We start from the raw sequence: 19,165 nt of genomic DNA on the forward strand, positions 1-19,165 counted from the left end.
TTGCAGGAGAACCCATGGAAAAACACAGGAAACAAGCACTGCCAACGGTGCGCTTCAACTACCTTGGCCAGCTTGAGCCTTCTACACAGCAGGGATCAGGAATGTGGCAAGTAGAGGCTTTAGGGTGTGGCGTAACGGTTCCCTCAATAAACCACGAGCCAATGACGCTGGATATCAATGGCGCTATTCAGAACAACGCACTTGTGTTTTTTGTATCTACCTCCTTGCCTAAAGCGAAGAGTGCGCAATTCTCTGAAGAATTTAAGCGAGCAATTGAAAGCGTTATTTTACAGAGCACGACCGCGTTACACCTAGGTTCGGTGAAAACGGCAAGTGACTACGTTGCTTCACTATCGACAGTGAGACTGGAAAAAATTAAGTTGTCGGTAGGTGATTCAGGCCGTGCAACTAAACAAAAAAGAAATTCCATACGGATATAAAGGAAATGTTATGTGGCAACTTATTGTTGATGCTTGGGAACAGGATGTCTGGCTTTGGGCTGAAGGTGAAAACATTGAAATCGCGTTTGGCGATAATGAACCAAGCGAAAGGTTAATATCGGCTATACGTAGCAACAAATCAGAACTGTTGCTTTACCTGAATGCCAATCAAATACATTCAGAAGAGGTATTCGAAGCGTTCTTGCTAAGTAACAGCGCGCAAGGCTCAGCGCAGCATACGAGTCAAAATGCGATTGAGGCCATTTATCCGGCCACTAGCCTTCAACAAGGTTTTATTTTGCATCATGTAAATCACCCTGACGATGATGCATACCGAGTTCAATTGCTGTTGGACTACCACCACGCGTTGGATATTGCTGCGTATTGCGAAGCGTGGAGGCTGGCTTCGCTTCGTTACCCAGCCCTGAGGACGTGTTTCGACTGGGATGGAGAGGGAGAAATCCTGCAAGTCGTAACAAAAGACCCATCGATTGGCGCGGCGAACTTCACCGTTGTCGACCTTTCTGAACTTGATAGCCGCGCGGCAATTGACGCAGAAATTAAAAAAATACAGCAACAAGACCGATTGGTGCCCTTCGATCTCAAGTCACCAGGACTGATGAGATTTATCATAATCAAGCAGCACGACGAGTGCTTTACTGTAATAAAGACGGAGCATCATGCTATTTCGGATGGATGGAGTAGCCCTGTGTTGCTCGAAGCGGTTCATGGCTATTACGCAACGTTATGTGAAAGTGAATCGCCAAAGGTAGAAACGGATAACGCCTACCATGAAGTCCAGAAGTATTACCAAAGCCAGCAAAAGGCGGTAGATACCTATTGGAGCGAAGCGAAAGCGCACTTTTCAGGTACCAACGACATTCGCTTAATGTTAAGTCATCGTGATGATGTTACTCACTTAGACGCGATGCGAGAGCCAGCTGAAATACAGACAGTCATCGAAAACGAACGTTTGACACTGCTCAAATCAATGTGTCGAAAATCCGGTGTGACGCTGAACGTCGTATTGCAATTTGCTTGGCATAAACTCCTGCAGACTTATTCCTTAGATGAACAAACGATTGTGGGAACAACCGTGTCAGGAAGGGATATACCGATTGAAGGGGTTGAAACAAGTGTCGGTTTGTACATCAATACGTTGCCGCTTGCAGTGAACTGGAATGCAGAGGAAACCTGCGCGGAAGTGTTGCAGCAAATCCAGTTGAAAATCGCTGAACTGAACAGCTACTCAAATGTTTCGTTGGCTAAGCTGCAAAAAGGGGGGCAGCGCCTGTTCCATAGTTTATTCATCTATGAAAACTACCCTGTCGATCCTGACGCGGCAAAACGAGGCGGGTTAGTTCTTCGTGAGGCGGTAGAAAAAGTGGACTACCCACTGTGTCTGGCTGTTTTTGATAGCCCTGAAGCTATCACCATCCAGCTTCAGTATGGGAAGGATTTGCTGTCTAGGGACAAGGTGGAGCAATTGCTATCACAACTTGTTCTTATTGTTGAAGGTGTGTGTAAGCACCCGAACCAAAATCATCAACAGCTTTGTTTTGCTACTGAAGAAGAAAAATACCAGCAGACGGTACTGTGGAATGCCACCTCGTCATCGTATAATAATGACACCACTGTGCTTCGGGTATTTGAGCAACAGGCGGCGTTAAACCCGGATAATGTTGCAGTAGTGTGTCGAGGTGAGCGCCTTAGTTATAAGGAACTGGACAGGCGGGCGGAAGCATTAGCACACCGCATGACGTATGTTCATGGTCAGCGATTTGGTCAACCTATACAGCCACAAACGTTTATTGCGCTGTACATCGAGCGAAGCATTGACACGGTAGTAGGTATCTTAGCCGCTTGGAAAGCGGGGGCGGCCTATGTGCCTATTTCAACGTCTTTCCCGCAAGAGCGAGTGCGTTATATCTTGGCGGACACTCAGGCCCCTATTGTTTTAACACAGCAGAATAAAATGGCGAGCCTACATGCCTGCCTTTCATTGGTTGACCATGACGTGGAAATGGTCGCGTGCGACCATGGTTCTGTCGACCCCTCTATCCCAACCGTTGAAAGGCCAGCACAAAATGCAGATAGCCTTGCATACGTGATTTACACATCGGGAACCACAGGGCAACCAAAAGGTGTGATGGTGCAACATCGCTCAGTGGTGAACTTGTTAGAAAGCCAGGCAAAAGTCCAGTCTTATCATGAACACGATGTGTCGATATTGCTTTCTCAATACATTTTTGATGCGTCAGTGGAGATTATTTTTCTCACATTGGGTGCAGGCGCAACACTTGTGATTCCAACCGACCAAGAGATGGAGGCATTGGATGAACTTCAGTCACTTATTTCCCAAGAGCGTGTGACCTATGTTGATGGGACACCACAACTGCTCTCTACATTGGGCCGTACGGAGTCGATGTCTTCCGTTAGATTGGTGGTAAGCGGAGGAGAGGCATGTAGCGGTGAGCTTAAAGAACGTTGGAAAGATAAGTTGGTGAATGTCTATGGGCCAACTGAAGCGACGGTTACTTCGTTTATCTGCAAGGACTTTTACCTGCAACCGGGTCATAACTGTATTGGAAAGCCGCTCCAAAACACCCAAGCATTCATATTGTCTGACCGGATGGAATTGCTACCGACGGGTGCGCCTGGAGAGCTATACATAGGGGGCGCTGGCGTTGCATCGGGGTATTTGAACAGAGAGGACTTAACGGCGGAAAGGTTTGTTGCACACCCGTTTCCTCAGATTGCATTGGACGACTACCATCTTGTTTATCGAACGGGCGATATTGTACGTTGGCTTCCAGACGGTAGCATTGAGTATCTCGGTAGAAATGACAGCCAAGTTAAAATTCGTGGATACAGAATTGAACTGGGTGAGATCGAGGCTGCGTTGAAACAGTTACCAGAAATCGATCAAGCCGTAGTCATCGAGCGTCGTCAGGAGAACATCAATTACCTCGCCGCATTCTATACATCTGCAAATTCGAATACGTGTACAGCCGAGGCACTGCTTGTGGCGTTAAAAGAAAAATTGCCAGAGTACATGGTACCCAAAACGCTTGTGAAGCTGCCTGCTATTCCATTGACCCACAGCGGGAAGGTGGATGTTAGAGCCTTGCCAGATAAGGCTTGGAACCATGAAGGCTATGAACCGCCCAAGTCGGAAGTGGAAAGAAAATTGTGTGCCATTTGGCAGGAAGTGCTTGGTGTAGAAAAAATCGGTATCAACGATGATTTCTTCAATATTGGAGGGGATTCTATTCTTTCACTTCAGGTTGTCGGACGGGCAAACGCAGAAGATATAGGCATATCGACGCGTAAATTGTTCAGTGCGAGGACGATTAAAGCGCTAGGCAAAATGGCAACGGACTCTCAGGTGGTGGCATCTCAAGAAGACGTGTCAGGTAGTCAGCTATTGTTGCCAATCCAAAAGGATTACCTCAATAGCGGTAATGAAGAACTGTCCTATTTTCATCAGTCGATTGTTACGGCGGCGCCGGAGGGGGTGGACAGTGAAACGTTGCAGTCTATCGTCAGTGCCTTGTACGTGAAGCATGATGCCCTTCGGATGCGCTTTGTGAAAGACAATGATTGGCGTTCCTACTACGATCCAGTTTCTACCAAGATGCTCGAAAGCACGCTAATGGTTGTGGCGCTATGCAATGGGACACGCGAAGAGCAGGAAAAGCAGATTGAAGAATATGGGGAAGTTGAAAAGGCGAGATTTAATTTAAGCACTGGACCATTATTTAAAGTGGTGTATTTCGAGAGCGCTGAAAAGGGGGAGAGCAAGCTGCTTTGGATAATTCACCATTTGGTGGTCGATGGTGTCAGTTGGCGTATCTTGGTCGATGATATTACTCAGTCTTGGGAACAGCATAAGCAAGGAGATATTCGACTCGGTGCGAAAACGCATTCGTACCAAGCTTGGTCCGAGAGGCTGAAAAAAGCCTGTGAGGAGGGGCAGTTTGAGAACGAAAAACAATACTGGTTAGATGTTCTCACATCTCGGGTGGACAAGTTGCAGCCTGATTGTTATAGAAAAGAGACGGGGACGGGGGAGACAACCGAGCGTTTCGAAGTGCAGCTAGATGAAGCGCGAACTGACGCGTTGCTAGGTAAGTGTCAAGGGATATACCAGGCGTCGATAAATAGCCTACTTTTGTCTGCGCTTAACCTCGCCTTGTGTAAGTGGCAAGGTGGTCATTGTTTCCGGGTGTTTTTAGAAGGGCATGGCCGCGAAGAGTTATTTGGCGATGTTGATCTAAGCCAGACTGTTGGTTGGTTTACATCCATTTTCCCTGTGCTGCTTGGCAGAGGAGACCACCAGTACAATGACCTGTCAGCACTCGTGCAGAGTACGAATAAAGTGCTAGAGGACATTCCCAACAATGGCGTTGGTTACAACGTGCTAAAACATTACTCGGGCGATGACGGTATTTTATGTGCAGAACGCGCTTCTGATAGTGAGTTGCTGTTCAACTACTTGGGACAGTTGGATCAAAAAGGCGGGGTAGAGACACCTTTTCAAATCTTGGATGTGGCATCAGGAAGTGATATAAGCGTCAAGCATCGCCGTACTCATGCGCTTTGCATGAATGGTTTTGTGAGCAAAGGTAAGCTGACTTTTGTCATTGATTTCGACGCGACTGTTTTCAAAAAGATACGTGTAGATGCGTTTGGTCAGGCTTTCTTGAATGGGCTTCAAGCGATTGTTGAACACGGTGAAAGTGTATCTCTTCCGTATGAGCTTGAAACTTTGCCGAGGGCGTTAGTCAATTTGAATTTCTCCTCTAAGAATGTACTGAAAGGATTTGAGCCAGCGATACATATCAACCAGGAAGGCAGCCTCACACCCATTTTCTTCATACCACCGGGTGGGGCTGGGACCGAATCTTACTTTAATTTAGCGGATTGCTTGGATACTGAGCAGCCTGTGGTATTGCTGGAAAATATCGAAGTACATAAGCAGCGGCAGTATGCGTTAGCGAGTTTGTCTGACTACTACGCTAACCTTATTGTACAAGAAGCATCTAATGATCGTATCAAGTTAGCGGGGGCATCTAGAGGCGCAGTGTTAGCGCATGATATTGCGGAAAAACTCGCTCAACAAGGCAAGACCATCGAGTATATTTACTTTATCGATCCTGTTGGCTATACGATGGCGGGAGATAAAATTGACGCGTTGCAATCGATGCCACAAATATCCGAGATGACGCCGTCTCAGCAGGAGATAATGGCAACGTTCCTCGACTTTTATCGTTTTACAGAGCGCTTGAGCAGTTTACCTTACTTAGGTAGGGGGGCTGTTTTCCAGTGTGGTATGGATATGCCAGTTGAAGGGGACTGGAAAGTTGTTGGTGAATTGATTGATAGCATGTATCAATTCTATGGTACATTGGAAGCACTACCATCGCTTTCTCACGGACTAACGAATGTCTTCCCTAATTGTGATGGTGTCCATTTGACTGGCCATCATGGTCAGTTACTAGAGCGAGAGAATACCATCGCCATATCAGAGGTTATTAATCAAACCCCGCTATAAAATTCAGGCTCCTTATCGCCAAACGAAGAATGTAAATAGCCAGATGGAACCCATCTGGCTATTTTTTATTTTCCCCAGACCATTCGCTCCTTAATTCATGACGGTTGTTACCTAAAACCACCCGTTTGTCAGATCAAAAAGTACTGTTTGAACAAACTGGGTAGTCTTTATATCAACAAAGACAAAGCGTTTGACAACCTAAACCGAATTTTTCAGGAGAGAACATTATGAAAATGATGAAATTTCACTCTGCTTCACTGCTATCTGTAACCTTATCTGTTTTCCTGTTGGGTGCTGCACCTACCGTAAGCGCAAGCGTCATTCCCCAAGCAACTATGGTGGAATTTGAAAATGCATCCTTAGGCGACCAAAGTGCAACCAAAAGCGCCTACGAAAAGCTTCTTAAGCTAGACGAGAAAAACCCGGGTAACCCGCTAATTAAAACGGTACTCGGCAGTACTGAAACGATGCTTGGTCGCGATGCTTGGATGCCCTGGAACAAAATGAAACATGTAGAGCGCGGGTTAGCGCGAATGGACAAAGCTATTGAATTACTCGGTCCGGAGCACATGCAAGAAACGTTCTTCGGGCTTCCTTTACCAATATGGGTTCAAACGACGGTCGGTTGTACGTTTGTTGAAATGCCGCAAATATTTAACAGGTTAAATGCGGGCTCGGAAATTTTGGAAGAAACACTGGAGCTAGAGTTAATGCAGTATCTTCCATTTGAAGGTAAATCTTCGACTTATCTTTGTGCTGCCATTGCCGCAGAAAAAGCGGGTAAGACAGAGGAAGCACTAAAATATGCGGGTGCGATTATTGAAAATGCGCCAGAGTCTCAAGAGGCAAGCCGAGCGAAAGAAATGGTGACTCGACTGAAAGGCTAAATGATGTACTAAAAAGCGGTTACTCCTCCCCGCCAAGAAATCCTGACAGACGTCGGGATTTTTTATTTTATTACGCCAAATTTTAGCCATTTGAGCGGGTTAACGCCGAGACAAAAATAAGCCTTCATCGCTGATTTGATGCTCGAAGAAATTGGTAATCAGCCACTTCTACGGAGCGTGCTATTTTCATTAATGATAGGATGAAAAATTTATGAAGCCTCTCCAAGTTTACGATAAAAGAAACTTAAAATGGGGCCACTTACGGTATCATGAGTTCTAAGTTTAACACTCCTTAAATTACTGTGTTTAAAGAATTTTTTGTTTTATGTTGTTGTCGCATTGTAACTGAGTGATGGCGGTAATATTTATTAATGCGGTCTCATAAGATCTACGTTGGATTGGATACATGTAGTATGAGAAGTTTTTTTTCCAAGGTTTGGAATTGGGGAGGGGGTTTTCTTTCGACAGCCGCCTTGTGCTCATTAGTTGCAACAATAATCACTATACAAGAACCGGGAACCGATCCGTGGTCTGATCTTCGTGTTTTTATCATTTCATACAGCTACGGAATTTGCTGTCATTTTAGTATCCATTTTTGGGGAATAAAATTCCCAGAGCAACCTCTTGTTACGCGGTATCTTGTGCCCGCATTTTTAGGGTTTCTTTCTGGTACAGCCTTAATCATCATCATCTCTCATTACTTCGATGTGCTCTTTGAACAATCGATTTGGGGAGACATTTCGAATTGGATTAGCCAAGTTCTACTCTATGCTCTTGTCGTGTCTGGTGGAATTATATTTTTCTTTTTTAGTTACCACCAAAAGCTTGTGATGAAAATTAAGCTTGAGCAATCTGAATTAGAAAAGGAAAGAAAAGACAAAGAAATACTTTTAAGCGAGCTAAAACTATTGCAATCTCAAATTGAGCCGCATTTCTTGTTTAATGCGTTAGCAAATTTAAAAGCGATGATACTTCTTGATACGGGTAAGTCTGTCGAGTATTTAGACCATTTTACTAATTTATTGCGACAGAGCTTATTGAGGACACGAGAAAAAGAGGTGACGCTCAATGATGAGGTGAGTTTTTGTAAGTCTTACCTCGCGATTCAAAAAATTCGATTGGATGAAAGGCTGACGGTTAAGTTTTATGTTGATAAGCAAATAGATGTGGGGCAATCATTCCCGCCGCTGCTATTACAGCCATTGGTCGAAAACGCAATTTTACATGGTATCGAAGGTACCTCAAAGCCTTGCACGTTATCTGTGAATATATCTACGAATGAGAAAAATACAATGCGTATCTTGGTTGAAGAAGATGGTGTTGGACTAGGAAATAGCCAGCATAAAGGTCACGGTGTTGGTTTGAACAATATACGTAGTCGAATAACTACGTTATATGGGGAAGAAGCCTCACTGTCAATCAGTGAAAATACGATGGGGGGGGTGACAGTACAACTTGCTCTTCCCATGAAAGAGGCTACTTAATAAATGTAATATTCTTGATTAATGAGTATTGAATTATGGATGGTTTTACGGGATTAATCGTAGATGATGAGCCGCTCCTGCGTAGGCTACTAGATAAGTATCTAGCGGAGCTTTGGCCGGAGTTAGACATTGTAGGTATGGCTGGAAACGGCAAAGATGCAGTGAAAATGGCACAAGAGCATCAACCTGATGTGGTATTTATGGATATTCGTATGCCCGAAATGGATGGCCTCACGGCTACTCGTAAAATGGCAAACTTTGAAAAGCAACCTTTAGTTGTATTCATCACTGCTTTTGAACAACATGCTGTGACAGCCTTTGAGCAAGAGGCAGTGGACTATATTTTAAAACCGGTAGAGATGGATAGACTTGATGCGTCTTTGGATCGTGTGAAGAGCCGTCTTACAGAGAATGCGCGGACAAAAGAAGCAGAAATTCCTTATTCTGAAGATTTGGTTGATCGGCTGATGGCGCATTTTGAGCATAAAAGTGAACCGAAATACCTTGATTGGTTGAAAGTAAGTCGACGTGACAGTATTCACCTGATCTCTATTGAAGATGTTTATTACTTTAAAGCAGCAGATAAATATACAACTGTAGTAACAGCTGAGGGTGAATCCATCATTCGTACGTCAATAAAAGAGCTAAAAAGTCAGCTAGATCCTTCACTTTTCTGGCAAATACACAGGGGAACACTTGTTCAGTCAAAACAAATTGAGCGTGTGAAAAGGGATTTTACCGGAAGGATGAATTTGTACTTAGTAGGCTGTAATGACAAGTTACCAGTAAGTCGAAACTTTCAAAATTTGTTCAAGCAAATGTGACGAGAGTTTAATTGTTGGTGTAAAAATAATGATTTTGTTATCGGGGAAATTGCGCAGGCTTAGAGGGGGCCCAAAAAAACGACCACAGGACCAACTGGTTGACAGTGAATGACCAGAACAAAAACAGCTGTTTAGCACCGTTCTGATGGTAGGCAGTTCATTTGCAGACAGAGTCGACTTGCCAGTGATACTGGCAAGTCGATTTATTGTTTAAAGGGTTGATGTTGTGAACTGTTTGCTGTGATTCTTGTTAGGGCAAGTGCAATTGGCAGAAAGTAACATGTTAAACAGCGTGTCCATCAACAAAATTTTGGTGTAAATATGGGGTCAAATCTATAACAATAAGGAAGCCTTCTTGCCCTTACAAGGTCGAATAAGACACGTGTTCTTACGCCGGAAATTATCATTGGGCTTTACATCTTAAGGCTAGCAAGGAACAATCTGCCAGCGTTATGGCAATGCCCAATGAATTGAATGTACCTTTGTTTGTAGTGGTTAACTCATTCCGGACAGTAAATTAGGCCGCTTTCAGCTTTCTTTGGTGGAAGTCCCCCGCGATAACTATGTTGTCTCTCTAGTATCAGGTAATGACTAATATCTTTAGATGCTTCGGGAAATGGAACATCACAATCTATTTACTCTCTTGTTTTTTCATTTGTAAGTAGCTGAGAATTGAAAGCAGAGTAAAGAAAGCAGGATCGCTCCAACCAAAGCCGACAAAAATTCCGGTTATTCCTGCATATACGGTAATAACGACACCAAGTAGGTTGCCGATCATTAAAGCGGTAAACAGCTTTTTCGCAATGAGCCCCGTTTCGATTTCTCGAAGCATTAAGCTAATTGCAGCAATACCGCCGAGGAAAATACTGGTGTGCTGTGAAAGGAAATAAGCGTATTGATCGTTTATTTCCAGTCCATACATGGGCCATATTAATGTTGGTATAAAGAACAGCGCGAGGGCAAAAACGATGTAAATACTGCCGTGTACAGTTAAGAATGTTTTGTTATTCATGATGACCTCCAAGAGCAATCGGACCACGATTGATATTGGTTAGTGGCTGGTTGATATCAAAAATATGCCCGCGCACTTCTTTAACGCCCAGTTTCTGTAATCGGGCGGTATGCATTGCTAAATAGGCCTTTGCGCTGGCTTCATCTTCAAAAAGGTAGATACCGCCACCGAGTTTATTCGCTTCGCTTTCTGTCCAGATTTTCCAAATCATACCAGGTTCATTATTAATGGATTCAGCGAGTTCTACTAAAGCGTTTGCCATTTCTTCACCAAATGGACCATTAAAACCGAAGTCTACTTGTAGTAATTTCATCATGATTATTTCTCTCTATTAGGACGCCATGTTGTTATCTGCTTCGTTATGTCATGGGTCTATTCTTATCTATAAAAAACGAACATAAAAGTTCATAATATTGTGACTAACTGTGGAATATTTAGACCAATGAGATTAAAAACGACACTAGACCAATGGCAAACCCTGTATGAAATAGAGCGTGCTGGCAGCATTCAGGCGGCTGCTACGGTATTGAATAAAAGTCATACCACGTTGATTTATGCTGTTAAAAAGTTGGAAGAACAGCTTGGTGTGTCATTAATCACTGTAGAAAAGCGAAGAGCAGTACTGACGGAAGATGGAAAATCATTGCTGCGTCGAGCCAATACCATGTTGGAGCAGGCTCGTGAGCTAGAAGAGATCAGTAAACAATTATCAAAAGGAATAGAGTCGGAAATTGTTGTCGCAATGGATCACCTTTGCAATCCTGATTGGTTGTATTCACCTATGGCGGAGTATTTATCAGAAAATAGTACGACGTCTATTCAAGTGGTAGAAACTTCCTTGTCGAAAACATCGCACATGGTAACGAGTGAAGAGGCTGATATAGCCATTATTACGTTACCAGTGACGAATTACCCTGCGGAGGCATTTGGCGTTACCACCATGCTACCTGTGATTGCTGCCGATCATCCATTAGCGCAGAAAGCATCGGTTTGTGTTTCTGAGTTTTCAATTATCCCTCAGATAGTGGTTCGAGATTTGGGAGATGAAAGTCGAAAAGTCAGTAAGCAGGATGTCGGTTGGTTAAAGTCACGCCAGCGTATTACCGTTGATAATTTTGACCATGCTCTGCGTGCTGTGGAGAAGGGCGTTGGTTTTTGCCGTCTGCCCGAACATGTGATTAAAAAGAGAGCCGATAGTGGGCTGGTTGTGCTAAATGTTGAAAATGCCAAACGCTATCAGGTTCCTCTACACTTAACATTGCCTAAAGGGAGTAAAACAGGGCCTGCGGCAAAAGGGTTTTATGATAGGTTGCTTAAATATTCTGAGGATAGGAAAAAAGAATGAAAGAAGCTACTTCGCGTGAACCAGCTTCTGGCCTGTGTATTTAACCCCTTGTTAGTCATCTTGTTGCCTCGTTAAGGCTTTACTTCTTCGATAAGGTTATAAAGTTGTGTGAAAGAGAAGGGCTTGCTTAATACAAAGTCTGCACCAAACGATCGAGCAATATCTAAATAGGTTTCACCTGATATTCTGCCACCACCAGATATTGCGATAACTTTACATGGTAAGTTGTGGTTTTTATCTTTAATGGATGTCAGAAACCAGAGGCCATCTTCATTTGGCATGATAATATCGGTGATGACAAGATCAGGCTTTAAGCGATTAAACATAGCAAGCCCTTGAATTCCATCGTAGGCAGTATGAACATCTAATCCTTTTCGATGTAAATGTTGATAGATTGCATCATTAAAATCTAGATCGTCATCGATTAATAGCACCTTCATTGCTGTACTCCTGCAATATACTTTTCTGAGATATCTCTTTTTTATCAACCTGTTTGATAGGAAGTGACAAAGTAAAGCAAGTCCCTGATCCTAATAAGCTTCTAACGGTGAGTGTTCCATTATGAGATTGAGCAATGCCATAACTTATGGACATGCCAAGCCCAGTTCCTTTTCCTACTTGTTTGGTTGTAAAGAATGGATCAAAAATTTTGCTTAAATTTTCTGGGGAAATACCATGACCATTGTCTTCTATCTCCATACATAAGTAAGACTCTTTCATATAGAGCCTGATGATGATGGTTTTATTATTTGTACCTTCTAATGCATGTTCGGCATTGCTTAATATATTTGTAATTAGTTGCTCAATATGTATTTTATTGCATTCAATATGCGGGATTTTCTTTTCAAAATTTTTGACTAAATTTATTTTATTTAAGCTGAATCCTTGAGAAAAAAGAACAAGAGACTCATCAATCAAGGTAATAAAATTGGTTTTTTCCAGCTCTGTAACGGTGTCATCACGAGTAAATATTTTTAAATGCTGTATTATTTTGGTTATTCGGTTAATTTGTTTGCTTACTTTTTTATAGATTGGATCAATATCATTTTTAGTAATAGAACCATCTTCCTGTACTATTGAGTAAATGAGCTCAGTGTTAAGTTGGATCGATCCGAGAGGTTGATTGATTTCATGGGCTAGACCTGACGTTACTTGACCAATAGAAACCATTTTAGCCGAATGTATGAGCTGTTCTTGAAGCAGTTTTAGTTCGTGATTGGAAGAGGTGAGTTTTTCATTGTAGTCGAGTAATTTTGCTTCAGATAATTTTTGTTCTGTTATATCTCTTGCAATAAGAACATACCCAGTGGTGTTGTTAGGCTCTGTGGTAAATTGGCTGAGCGATAATAAAACAGGTACTTTTACACCGGATTTTGTCAGGTATGTACATTCAATCTCTTTGCTTTGGTACTCTTGGTTATTGAAAGTGTGTTTACGGTCGTGTGAGAGAAAATCGAAGACATTTTTTCCTATCAGTTCGTTTTCTTCATAGCCTAATAGGGCACATGTGGCATAATTGATTTTTTTGATGGTGTGCTCAGAGTCAACGACAATGAGTGAGTTGTTTACAGAAGAGATTATTGCTTCAACATATTGCTTTGAAACTGTTTTTTCTTGTAGGTTTTTACTGAGTTCATTAATGCTAGAAACAACTTGGTTAAGTTCGTCATGACAAAATTTACGTTTTAAACTCAATCTTTTGTTCATATTTTCAGGAGATAGCCGTTGTAAGTACTCCGATATTGCGATCAAATGTCTTGTTACAATGTATTGAAATAGAAAAAAAATAAACGTAGAAACCAGCGTTGTCTTTATTGCATTGGAAATTAAAATAACCAGTGCTTTGTCATAAATTGAGTTATACACCTCATCCAGTGAGGCGACGATATAAAGCTCACCAATAAAGATATTTTCATTATATTGCTGATAAAACATAGGAATGACTTGTGAGAGTGTACGCTCATGAGAATCTTCTCCTACGGATGCAATGATATCCTTGTTAAATCGAATTTCTAAGTAATGTAAATTTGGTAATTGAATAAGGTCATTTAATTGATTTTTAATTTGAACATCATAGAGATTCCACAATGAGTGAGTTAAACCAGACATGGATAGCGCTTCTATTTGTTGCATTTGATCTTTTATTTCACCAACACCATAAAAATAATCTTGAACTAGTTGATAGGCAGTAATCATTAATGTAATGACCGAGCTAAATGCAACAATATAAAAGATTAAACGTCGACTAATGCTTTTTCGGTATTTAATTTTTTTCACATCTAGCATTAAATTCTTTTCCATGTACACAAAATATTTCTTGGAATGTACCATCGGCTTTCATTTCTTCTAGAACCGTATTAATTTCTGGGATCATTGGAAATAAAAATGACTTTTTTGATATCCCAAAATTATTAACGCTGACATAAACTGGCTTTTTATGCCATTTGAATTTTCCATGGTATTTGGGATTTTCTTCAATAAAACGTTCCATGACTTCTTGGTCAGCAATAAAAGCATCAATACGGCCAAGTAGTAATTTATCGGCATTATAAACGTCAGATTTTACCTCTTCGACATTAAGAGAATGCTGTTTTTTCGCTTTTTCCCAGTCGTTTCCTAAGTTGTAGCCAGTAATATTCCCTATTGTGTACTTTTTAAGATCTTCCCACTCTTGCCAATCAAATTTATTTGAGGATGATGAGTAAAAAAAGACGTGTTTTACATACCTTATAGGGACAGTAAATGACATGTATTGCTTACGTTCTTCAGAAGTCGACACCATTAAAATCGCGTCTTCTTCGCCTTGTTTAATTCGTTCTAACCCACGCTTAAATGGGTAAACAAATGTTAAGGTTTCCATATCGAGCCGTTTGAATAATTCTTCAATAATGCCGACTGCAATGCCACCCGTTGCTTTTTCGCCTTGAACTCCTTCTGTCCAAGGAGGATAGGGATCTCCAGCAACTCGTACCAAGCGTTCGTTGGCAAATGAATGGGCGCTAATGGCCGAGAAGATCAATACAATTAAACTTGTGAGTGCGTTTTTTATACTCATGAGCGGGTCCTTATTACGGCACATATATTTTGAGTATTTAATTAAATGCCACACATGGAAGTGCATTGTGTTTCATTCTGATTATAGTCTGATTAATTGTATTTCAATGCCTATGTTTTAAATTTTTATCTGCTTCTTTTTGATGGCTAGAAGAGCTTGAGAGGGCGAAAAATTTGTTTTTTTCTGTGAAAACAAAAACTCAGAAGTAAATAAGAGAAGGGCATATAGCGGGAGAAGGTGAAGATAACAATGGCACAAATTTGTGACTGAGTCATTTATGCCATTGTGATTCTAGCTGAATAAGTATAGTTGTTATTGAATTGTCACTTTCTCTACGATGATGACTTCGCATGGCACATCGTCATGGCCATTTTTTGATGTTGTTTCCACCTCTGCGATTTTGTTCACAACGTCCATACCAGCGGTTACTTTACCAAACACAGCGTAACCCCATCCTGCATTTGTAGTGGCCGTGTGATCCAGAAAATCGTTATCTGCTAAGTTAATAAAAAATTGAGCGGTGGCGGAATGCGGGGCATCGGTTCTTGCCATGGCGATACTACCTATCACATTTTTTAACCCACGGTTTGCTTCATTGGCGATTGCTGCACGTGTGTCTTTTTCTTGCATGTCTTTTGTAAAGCCTCCACCTTGTATCATAAAGCCTTTGATAACTCGGTGGAAAATTGTGCCGTCATAGAAGCCATCTTGGCAATATTTTAGGAAGTTTTTTGAACTGACTGGTGCGCGTTCTAAATTCAGTTCAATTTCGATATTGCCTACGTTTGTTGTAAAAATAATCATGCTGACCGCATTGTGTTAGAAGAAATTCGACTTATCAGTATACGTAATCACAAGCCGTAGCAATAGTATTTCTAGAAACAGGCGAGAGAACAAAGAAAAGCAGAAGGAAGCGGTGCACTTCCTTCTGCTGTTGGTTAGATAAAGTTTACATTAGTACAGTGAGATAGGTATTAATGTCTGTCTTGGTCAAAATCACCGTGGAAGTGATCGTGATCAGAAACGCTGTCTGCTGCTTTTAACTTAGTACCAATACGGTGCTTATGTGGTGCATCGTGAGTGTGTGGGTGAGTATGAAGTGCATGTCTTGCTGGTTGTACTTCAGCTTCTGCCTCTGGGAAGAGAGTCTCGCTCATGGCGTAATAAGTCGTTACGTATGCGAGTGCCTGTGTGTTTACGTATAGTGCTTTTTGACTAATGTTATTCAAGTCGTCACAAGCTTTGTGGTAGCACTTATCGTAAGCAACATCGATATCGCCGCCAAATTGCTCAACTTCTTGTGCTGTCTTCGTTTTTTCAGCGCCTGTAAATAGCCCACCAAACGCTACACCCCAATCGGCAAAGCCCGCATAGTCTGAACGTTTAGATAGTGCTTGTGGAACGATGGCTTCTGATTTGGATGTGAAAAATTCATTGAATGTATTTTCAATGTCTGAAGTACCAAATGGTGGTGTGAAGTCTCCAGTATAAGCGTTGTCTGGGCTGTCTTTTGTATCCGATAGATCGCCATCCATGACACCAAAGATATAGTTAGGAGAGGCAATCATATCGAAGTTTAAGTACAGTTTTACTTTGTTGATTTCATTGTAACGCGCTTCAACTAAGTCCACTTGTTCAGGAGTGAGCTGGTCAGGAGATTCAAGCCCAAGCTCTTTTAGAATTTCTTTCTGTGCTTGATCATAAATTGGTGTAAAGAGATCGTTGGTGTAATATTCTGAGCCGACTAAGCCAGCTTCTTCTGCTGCCCACCATGCAAATCTGACTTTATTTTTAACAGGGATATCTAAATCAGCTAGAGTGATGGCGTATTCAAGAATACCCGCAGAACCTGAGCCATTATCGTTAATACCAGGGCCTTCTGGAACGGAATCTAAATGTGCACCCAGCATAACAACCTGATCTTCATCGCCACCTTCTGTTTCGGCTAGAATATTTTGAGTGACCACCATTTGATCTTTAATATTAATATTCAGTGATACTGGAACGGACGCCGTTTGGCTTGCTTGGTACCATGATTGGCCGAGATCAAATCGGGCACCAAGGGCTGGAATTACAGCGGTGCTGTCGCTCCCTAACGTGCCGTTTACCACATCGGTTCTGCCTTCGGCATTTCCTTGGTTAAAGACGATAACGGCTTTTGCACCTGCATTTTGGGCATTCACTACTTTGTCGTTGAATGAACAGCCACCACGTTGAATGACAGCAATTTTTCCAGCTATCTCCTTTCCATTAAAGTCTGAAGCTTCACAGCCATCAGTACTGTCGTAATCAGGTGCATCGAAACGAAAATCGGGGGTAACGAATACCAGTGCTCCGGTGAGGTTGCCATTTGATGGTCCGGAATACGACATGGCCGCAAATTGAGGTTCCACTCCTTCAGGTGCCGTACGGACACCAACAAGATCGACACCATCTACATTTAATGCTGTACCTGCGAGTTCTTCCCATGCGCGGAAATCAAATTCTTGAGTCGTGACGACATAACCGTGTTCTTCCATGGTTTCAACGATGTAATCAAGAGAATCTTGATACCCATCGGTGCCGGCTGCACGTGTTATAGATGCTCCATCAGATGTTTTAGACGCTCGAATTTCAAGCTCTTCTAAGTGCTCGAAGAGCTCATCTTGTTCAATGGAATCACTGACGTGTTGAGCAGTATTTTTCGGGTCGTCCCAAAAACACCCACTTAATAAAGTTGCGCTAATAGCAGTAACAAGTAGTGATTTTTTTGTATTTATGTTAACTAGCATCTGTTCTTTCCTTGAGTTATATGTGCCAACTCATTGTTATTTATACTCAAAGTTAAGGGAATGTTAAATTTAAGGCGGGGTTTGGATTATGAATCAATATAAAATGAATTGCATATTGTATTCATTGGTATTCATTGTGTGTATGGTGAGTGTCACATAATTTTCATGAATTGCAACTCATTGAATTATTGAGGTAATTGTTATTAATGAGGGAGTGAATGAGCAGGAGTTCTCTTAAACGGGTTGTAAGGCGCATGATGAGTTACGCCCTTATAGGTACTGTGTTGGTTTGATGGCCTCGTTTTACTCTTTCACGCACAACGAGGGTATTTTTAATGCCTCTTTGAGTTTTGATTTTACTGCTCGCCAGTGAGTTTTGGGTATTGTCGGTGCCTTTTTGAGCAAATATTGCAGTTCTTTTTCTGAGGGGCTCACTTCTCCACCATGCGCAAGAATAATAGATTCTGGTTTTAGGTTGATAATTTTGTGCAGTGATTCTCGGTAGCGGTTGGGGTAGAAAACAGGAAAAGGGGGAATATAACGGCCTTTTACTTTTACCATTAAGTCGGCAACGTAAATTCGATTACTTGGTAAATGATGTAAAGATAAATCCCTGTCGGTATGGCCTTGAGTCGCTAAGGCTATCCAATCAGGGAAGTTCGGTAGTGTATCACCGTCATTGAGCTTGTAGTCGGCATTGAGTTTTCTTGAATACCAAATATTGCGTCGCGGTTTTTTCATGCGTTTTGCTACCCACTTGGCAAGCAGTAAGTCGGTTAGGTGCATAAGTGTGCCTTCGAATCCGTTATACCAATGCCCTTGTACATCTGCTGCCGCAATTTTACATCCGGTTAAAATTCGTAATTTATGAGCGGCCCCGGCGTGGTCTGGGTGCATATGGGTTACGATGACAAGGCTTAAATCATTGAATGGCCTTTGAAGAGTATTGGTTATAAAACGTTTTAAAACAGGGATATCAGCACGGCTACAGCCATCCAGCAGGAGAAGCTTATTTTTATATTCAGCTAAATAAACTGTTTGAATATAACCATCTAACTTATGTAATTTCATAGAGATACAAGCACACGTTATTATAATTGTTGAGTTGAACATTTATAATAGACTCAAAACTCGAATTTTCCACAGCTCATCAGACCACTTAATTTTGTGTTTATGAATAAAGGATCGAAAATAGGTGAAATTTGGTGCCGGGGAGGGGAGGTAAAGGAGGCATAGAGGAAAGAGAAGCGCTAACCAAATTAGTCAGCGCAGATGTTTTTATCGGCGTCTTGGGTGTGGGCGACGTGACGATCTGGCTTTATGGGAAGAAGCCGCTTTTGCTTGAGATAGTTCGATTGATTCAACGGTGAGTACCATTGGTTCACGTGGAACGATGCCTGTAGCATAAGTTCTCTGGCGAGGTGGTAATTTAAACTCTTCTTCACTTGCTCTTGGCATACGTTTGAATCGAGATAAATAAAAATTCTCTAGTTTTTCTCTGGCCCATTCGGTTTTACGAAAGAACTTAAGGCAGCCTTCTAATGTTGGATTTTTGGTAAAGCAGTGAAAACGCATTGCTGTCCCAAGTATTTCCCAGCCATAAAAGTCGATAAGTTCGGTGAGTAAGGTTTCTAATTTAAGGCCGTGTAGTGGGTTATTTTGTTGTTCTTGTGACATTGTTATTCCTAAAGCTGGTGGAAAGCGCATTCACTGTTAAGTATACCGTTTACTGAGCGTATTATGAATAGAGTTAATTTTGTATTACGCCACATCGCCATGATTGATGATTT

15 protein-coding genes are annotated in these 19,165 nt (G+C 41.9%); 6 read left to right on the forward strand and 9 right to left on the reverse strand.

The window, feature by feature from the left end:
• The first annotated feature begins 14 nt into the window (after window positions 1-14).
• From MHO82_RS02070 to MHO82_RS02090, 5 genes are all read left to right on the forward strand, one after another.
• On the forward strand, window positions 15-440 hold the full coding sequence (locus MHO82_RS02070) for a hypothetical protein (protein ID WP_239182182.1): 426 nt from the start codon (window positions 15-17) through the stop codon (window positions 438-440).
• 10 nt (window positions 441-450) lie between these two features.
• Window positions 451-5,997, forward strand: coding sequence for a non-ribosomal peptide synthetase (locus tag MHO82_RS02075; protein WP_239182183.1), 5,547 nt, complete (start codon window positions 451-453; stop codon window positions 5,995-5,997).
• A 227-nt stretch (window positions 5,998-6,224) separates the two neighbouring features.
• Window positions 6,225-6,884, forward strand: coding sequence for a hypothetical protein (locus tag MHO82_RS02080; protein WP_239182184.1), 660 nt, complete (start codon window positions 6,225-6,227; stop codon window positions 6,882-6,884).
• Window positions 6,885-7,297: 413 nt separating this feature from the next.
• Window positions 7,298-8,368, forward strand: a complete 1,071-nt coding sequence (locus MHO82_RS02085; RefSeq protein WP_239182185.1) for a histidine kinase — start codon at window positions 7,298-7,300, stop codon at window positions 8,366-8,368.
• Window positions 8,369-8,403: 35 nt separating this feature from the next.
• Window positions 8,404-9,192, forward strand: coding sequence for a LytTR family DNA-binding domain-containing protein (locus MHO82_RS02090; protein WP_239182186.1), 789 nt, complete (start codon window positions 8,404-8,406; stop codon window positions 9,190-9,192).
• A 631-nt stretch (window positions 9,193-9,823) separates the two neighbouring features.
• On the opposite strand, the gene MHO82_RS02095 is transcribed toward MHO82_RS02090, so the two are convergent.
• The gene (locus MHO82_RS02095; RefSeq protein WP_239182187.1) at window positions 9,824-10,204 is read right to left on the reverse strand and encodes a hypothetical protein; all 381 of its coding nucleotides are present in this window, start codon (window positions 10,202-10,204) and stop codon (window positions 9,824-9,826) included.
• Complete coding sequence (locus MHO82_RS02100) at window positions 10,197-10,517, reverse strand: monooxygenase (protein ID WP_239182277.1); 321 nt, start codon at window positions 10,515-10,517, stop codon at window positions 10,197-10,199. Before MHO82_RS02100 ends, MHO82_RS02095 begins: the two co-directional genes overlap by 8 nt.
• 129 nt (window positions 10,518-10,646) lie before the next feature.
• On the opposite strand from MHO82_RS02100, the gene MHO82_RS02105 reads away from it, so the two are divergent.
• Window positions 10,647-11,549 (forward strand): LysR family transcriptional regulator, encoded by a 903-nt coding sequence (locus MHO82_RS02105; RefSeq protein WP_239182188.1) that lies wholly within the window; start codon window positions 10,647-10,649, stop codon window positions 11,547-11,549.
• Window positions 11,550-11,620: 71 nt separating this feature from the next.
• Here MHO82_RS02105 and MHO82_RS02110 read toward each other — a convergent pair whose 3' ends face one another.
• From MHO82_RS02110 to MHO82_RS02140, 7 genes are all read right to left on the reverse strand, one after another.
• Entirely contained in the window at window positions 11,621-11,989 is a 369-nt protein-coding gene (locus MHO82_RS02110) for a response regulator (RefSeq protein ID WP_239182189.1), read from the reverse strand.
• Entirely contained in the window at window positions 11,967-13,850 is a 1,884-nt protein-coding gene (locus tag MHO82_RS02115) for an ATP-binding protein (RefSeq protein WP_239182190.1), read from the reverse strand. Before MHO82_RS02115 ends, MHO82_RS02110 begins: the two co-directional genes overlap by 23 nt.
• Window positions 13,813-14,604, reverse strand: coding sequence for a transporter substrate-binding domain-containing protein (locus tag MHO82_RS02120; RefSeq protein WP_239182191.1), 792 nt, complete (start codon window positions 14,602-14,604; stop codon window positions 13,813-13,815). The genes MHO82_RS02115 and MHO82_RS02120 overlap by 38 nt, the downstream gene beginning before the upstream one ends.
• Window positions 14,605-14,916: 312 nt before the next feature.
• Window positions 14,917-15,408: a peptidylprolyl isomerase gene (locus MHO82_RS02125; RefSeq protein ID WP_239182192.1), complete on the reverse strand. Its 492-nt coding sequence runs from the start codon at window positions 15,406-15,408 to the stop codon at window positions 14,917-14,919.
• Between the two features lie 170 nt (window positions 15,409-15,578).
• Window positions 15,579-17,375 (reverse strand): M28 family peptidase, encoded by a 1,797-nt coding sequence (locus tag MHO82_RS02130; protein WP_239182193.1) that lies wholly within the window; start codon window positions 17,373-17,375, stop codon window positions 15,579-15,581.
• A gap of 303 nt (window positions 17,376-17,678) precedes the next feature.
• Window positions 17,679-18,446, reverse strand: coding sequence for an MBL fold metallo-hydrolase (locus MHO82_RS02135; protein WP_239182194.1), 768 nt, complete (start codon window positions 18,444-18,446; stop codon window positions 17,679-17,681).
• Window positions 18,447-18,653: 207 nt separating this feature from the next.
• On the reverse strand, window positions 18,654-19,052 hold the full coding sequence (locus MHO82_RS02140) for a VF530 family DNA-binding protein (protein ID WP_239182195.1): 399 nt from the start codon (window positions 19,050-19,052) through the stop codon (window positions 18,654-18,656).
• Window positions 19,053-19,165: the final 113 nt, after the last annotated feature.

This window comes from Vibrio sp. Of7-15 (genome assembly GCF_022347565.1).
Taxonomy (GTDB): domain Bacteria; phylum Pseudomonadota; class Gammaproteobacteria; order Enterobacterales; family Vibrionaceae; genus NORP241.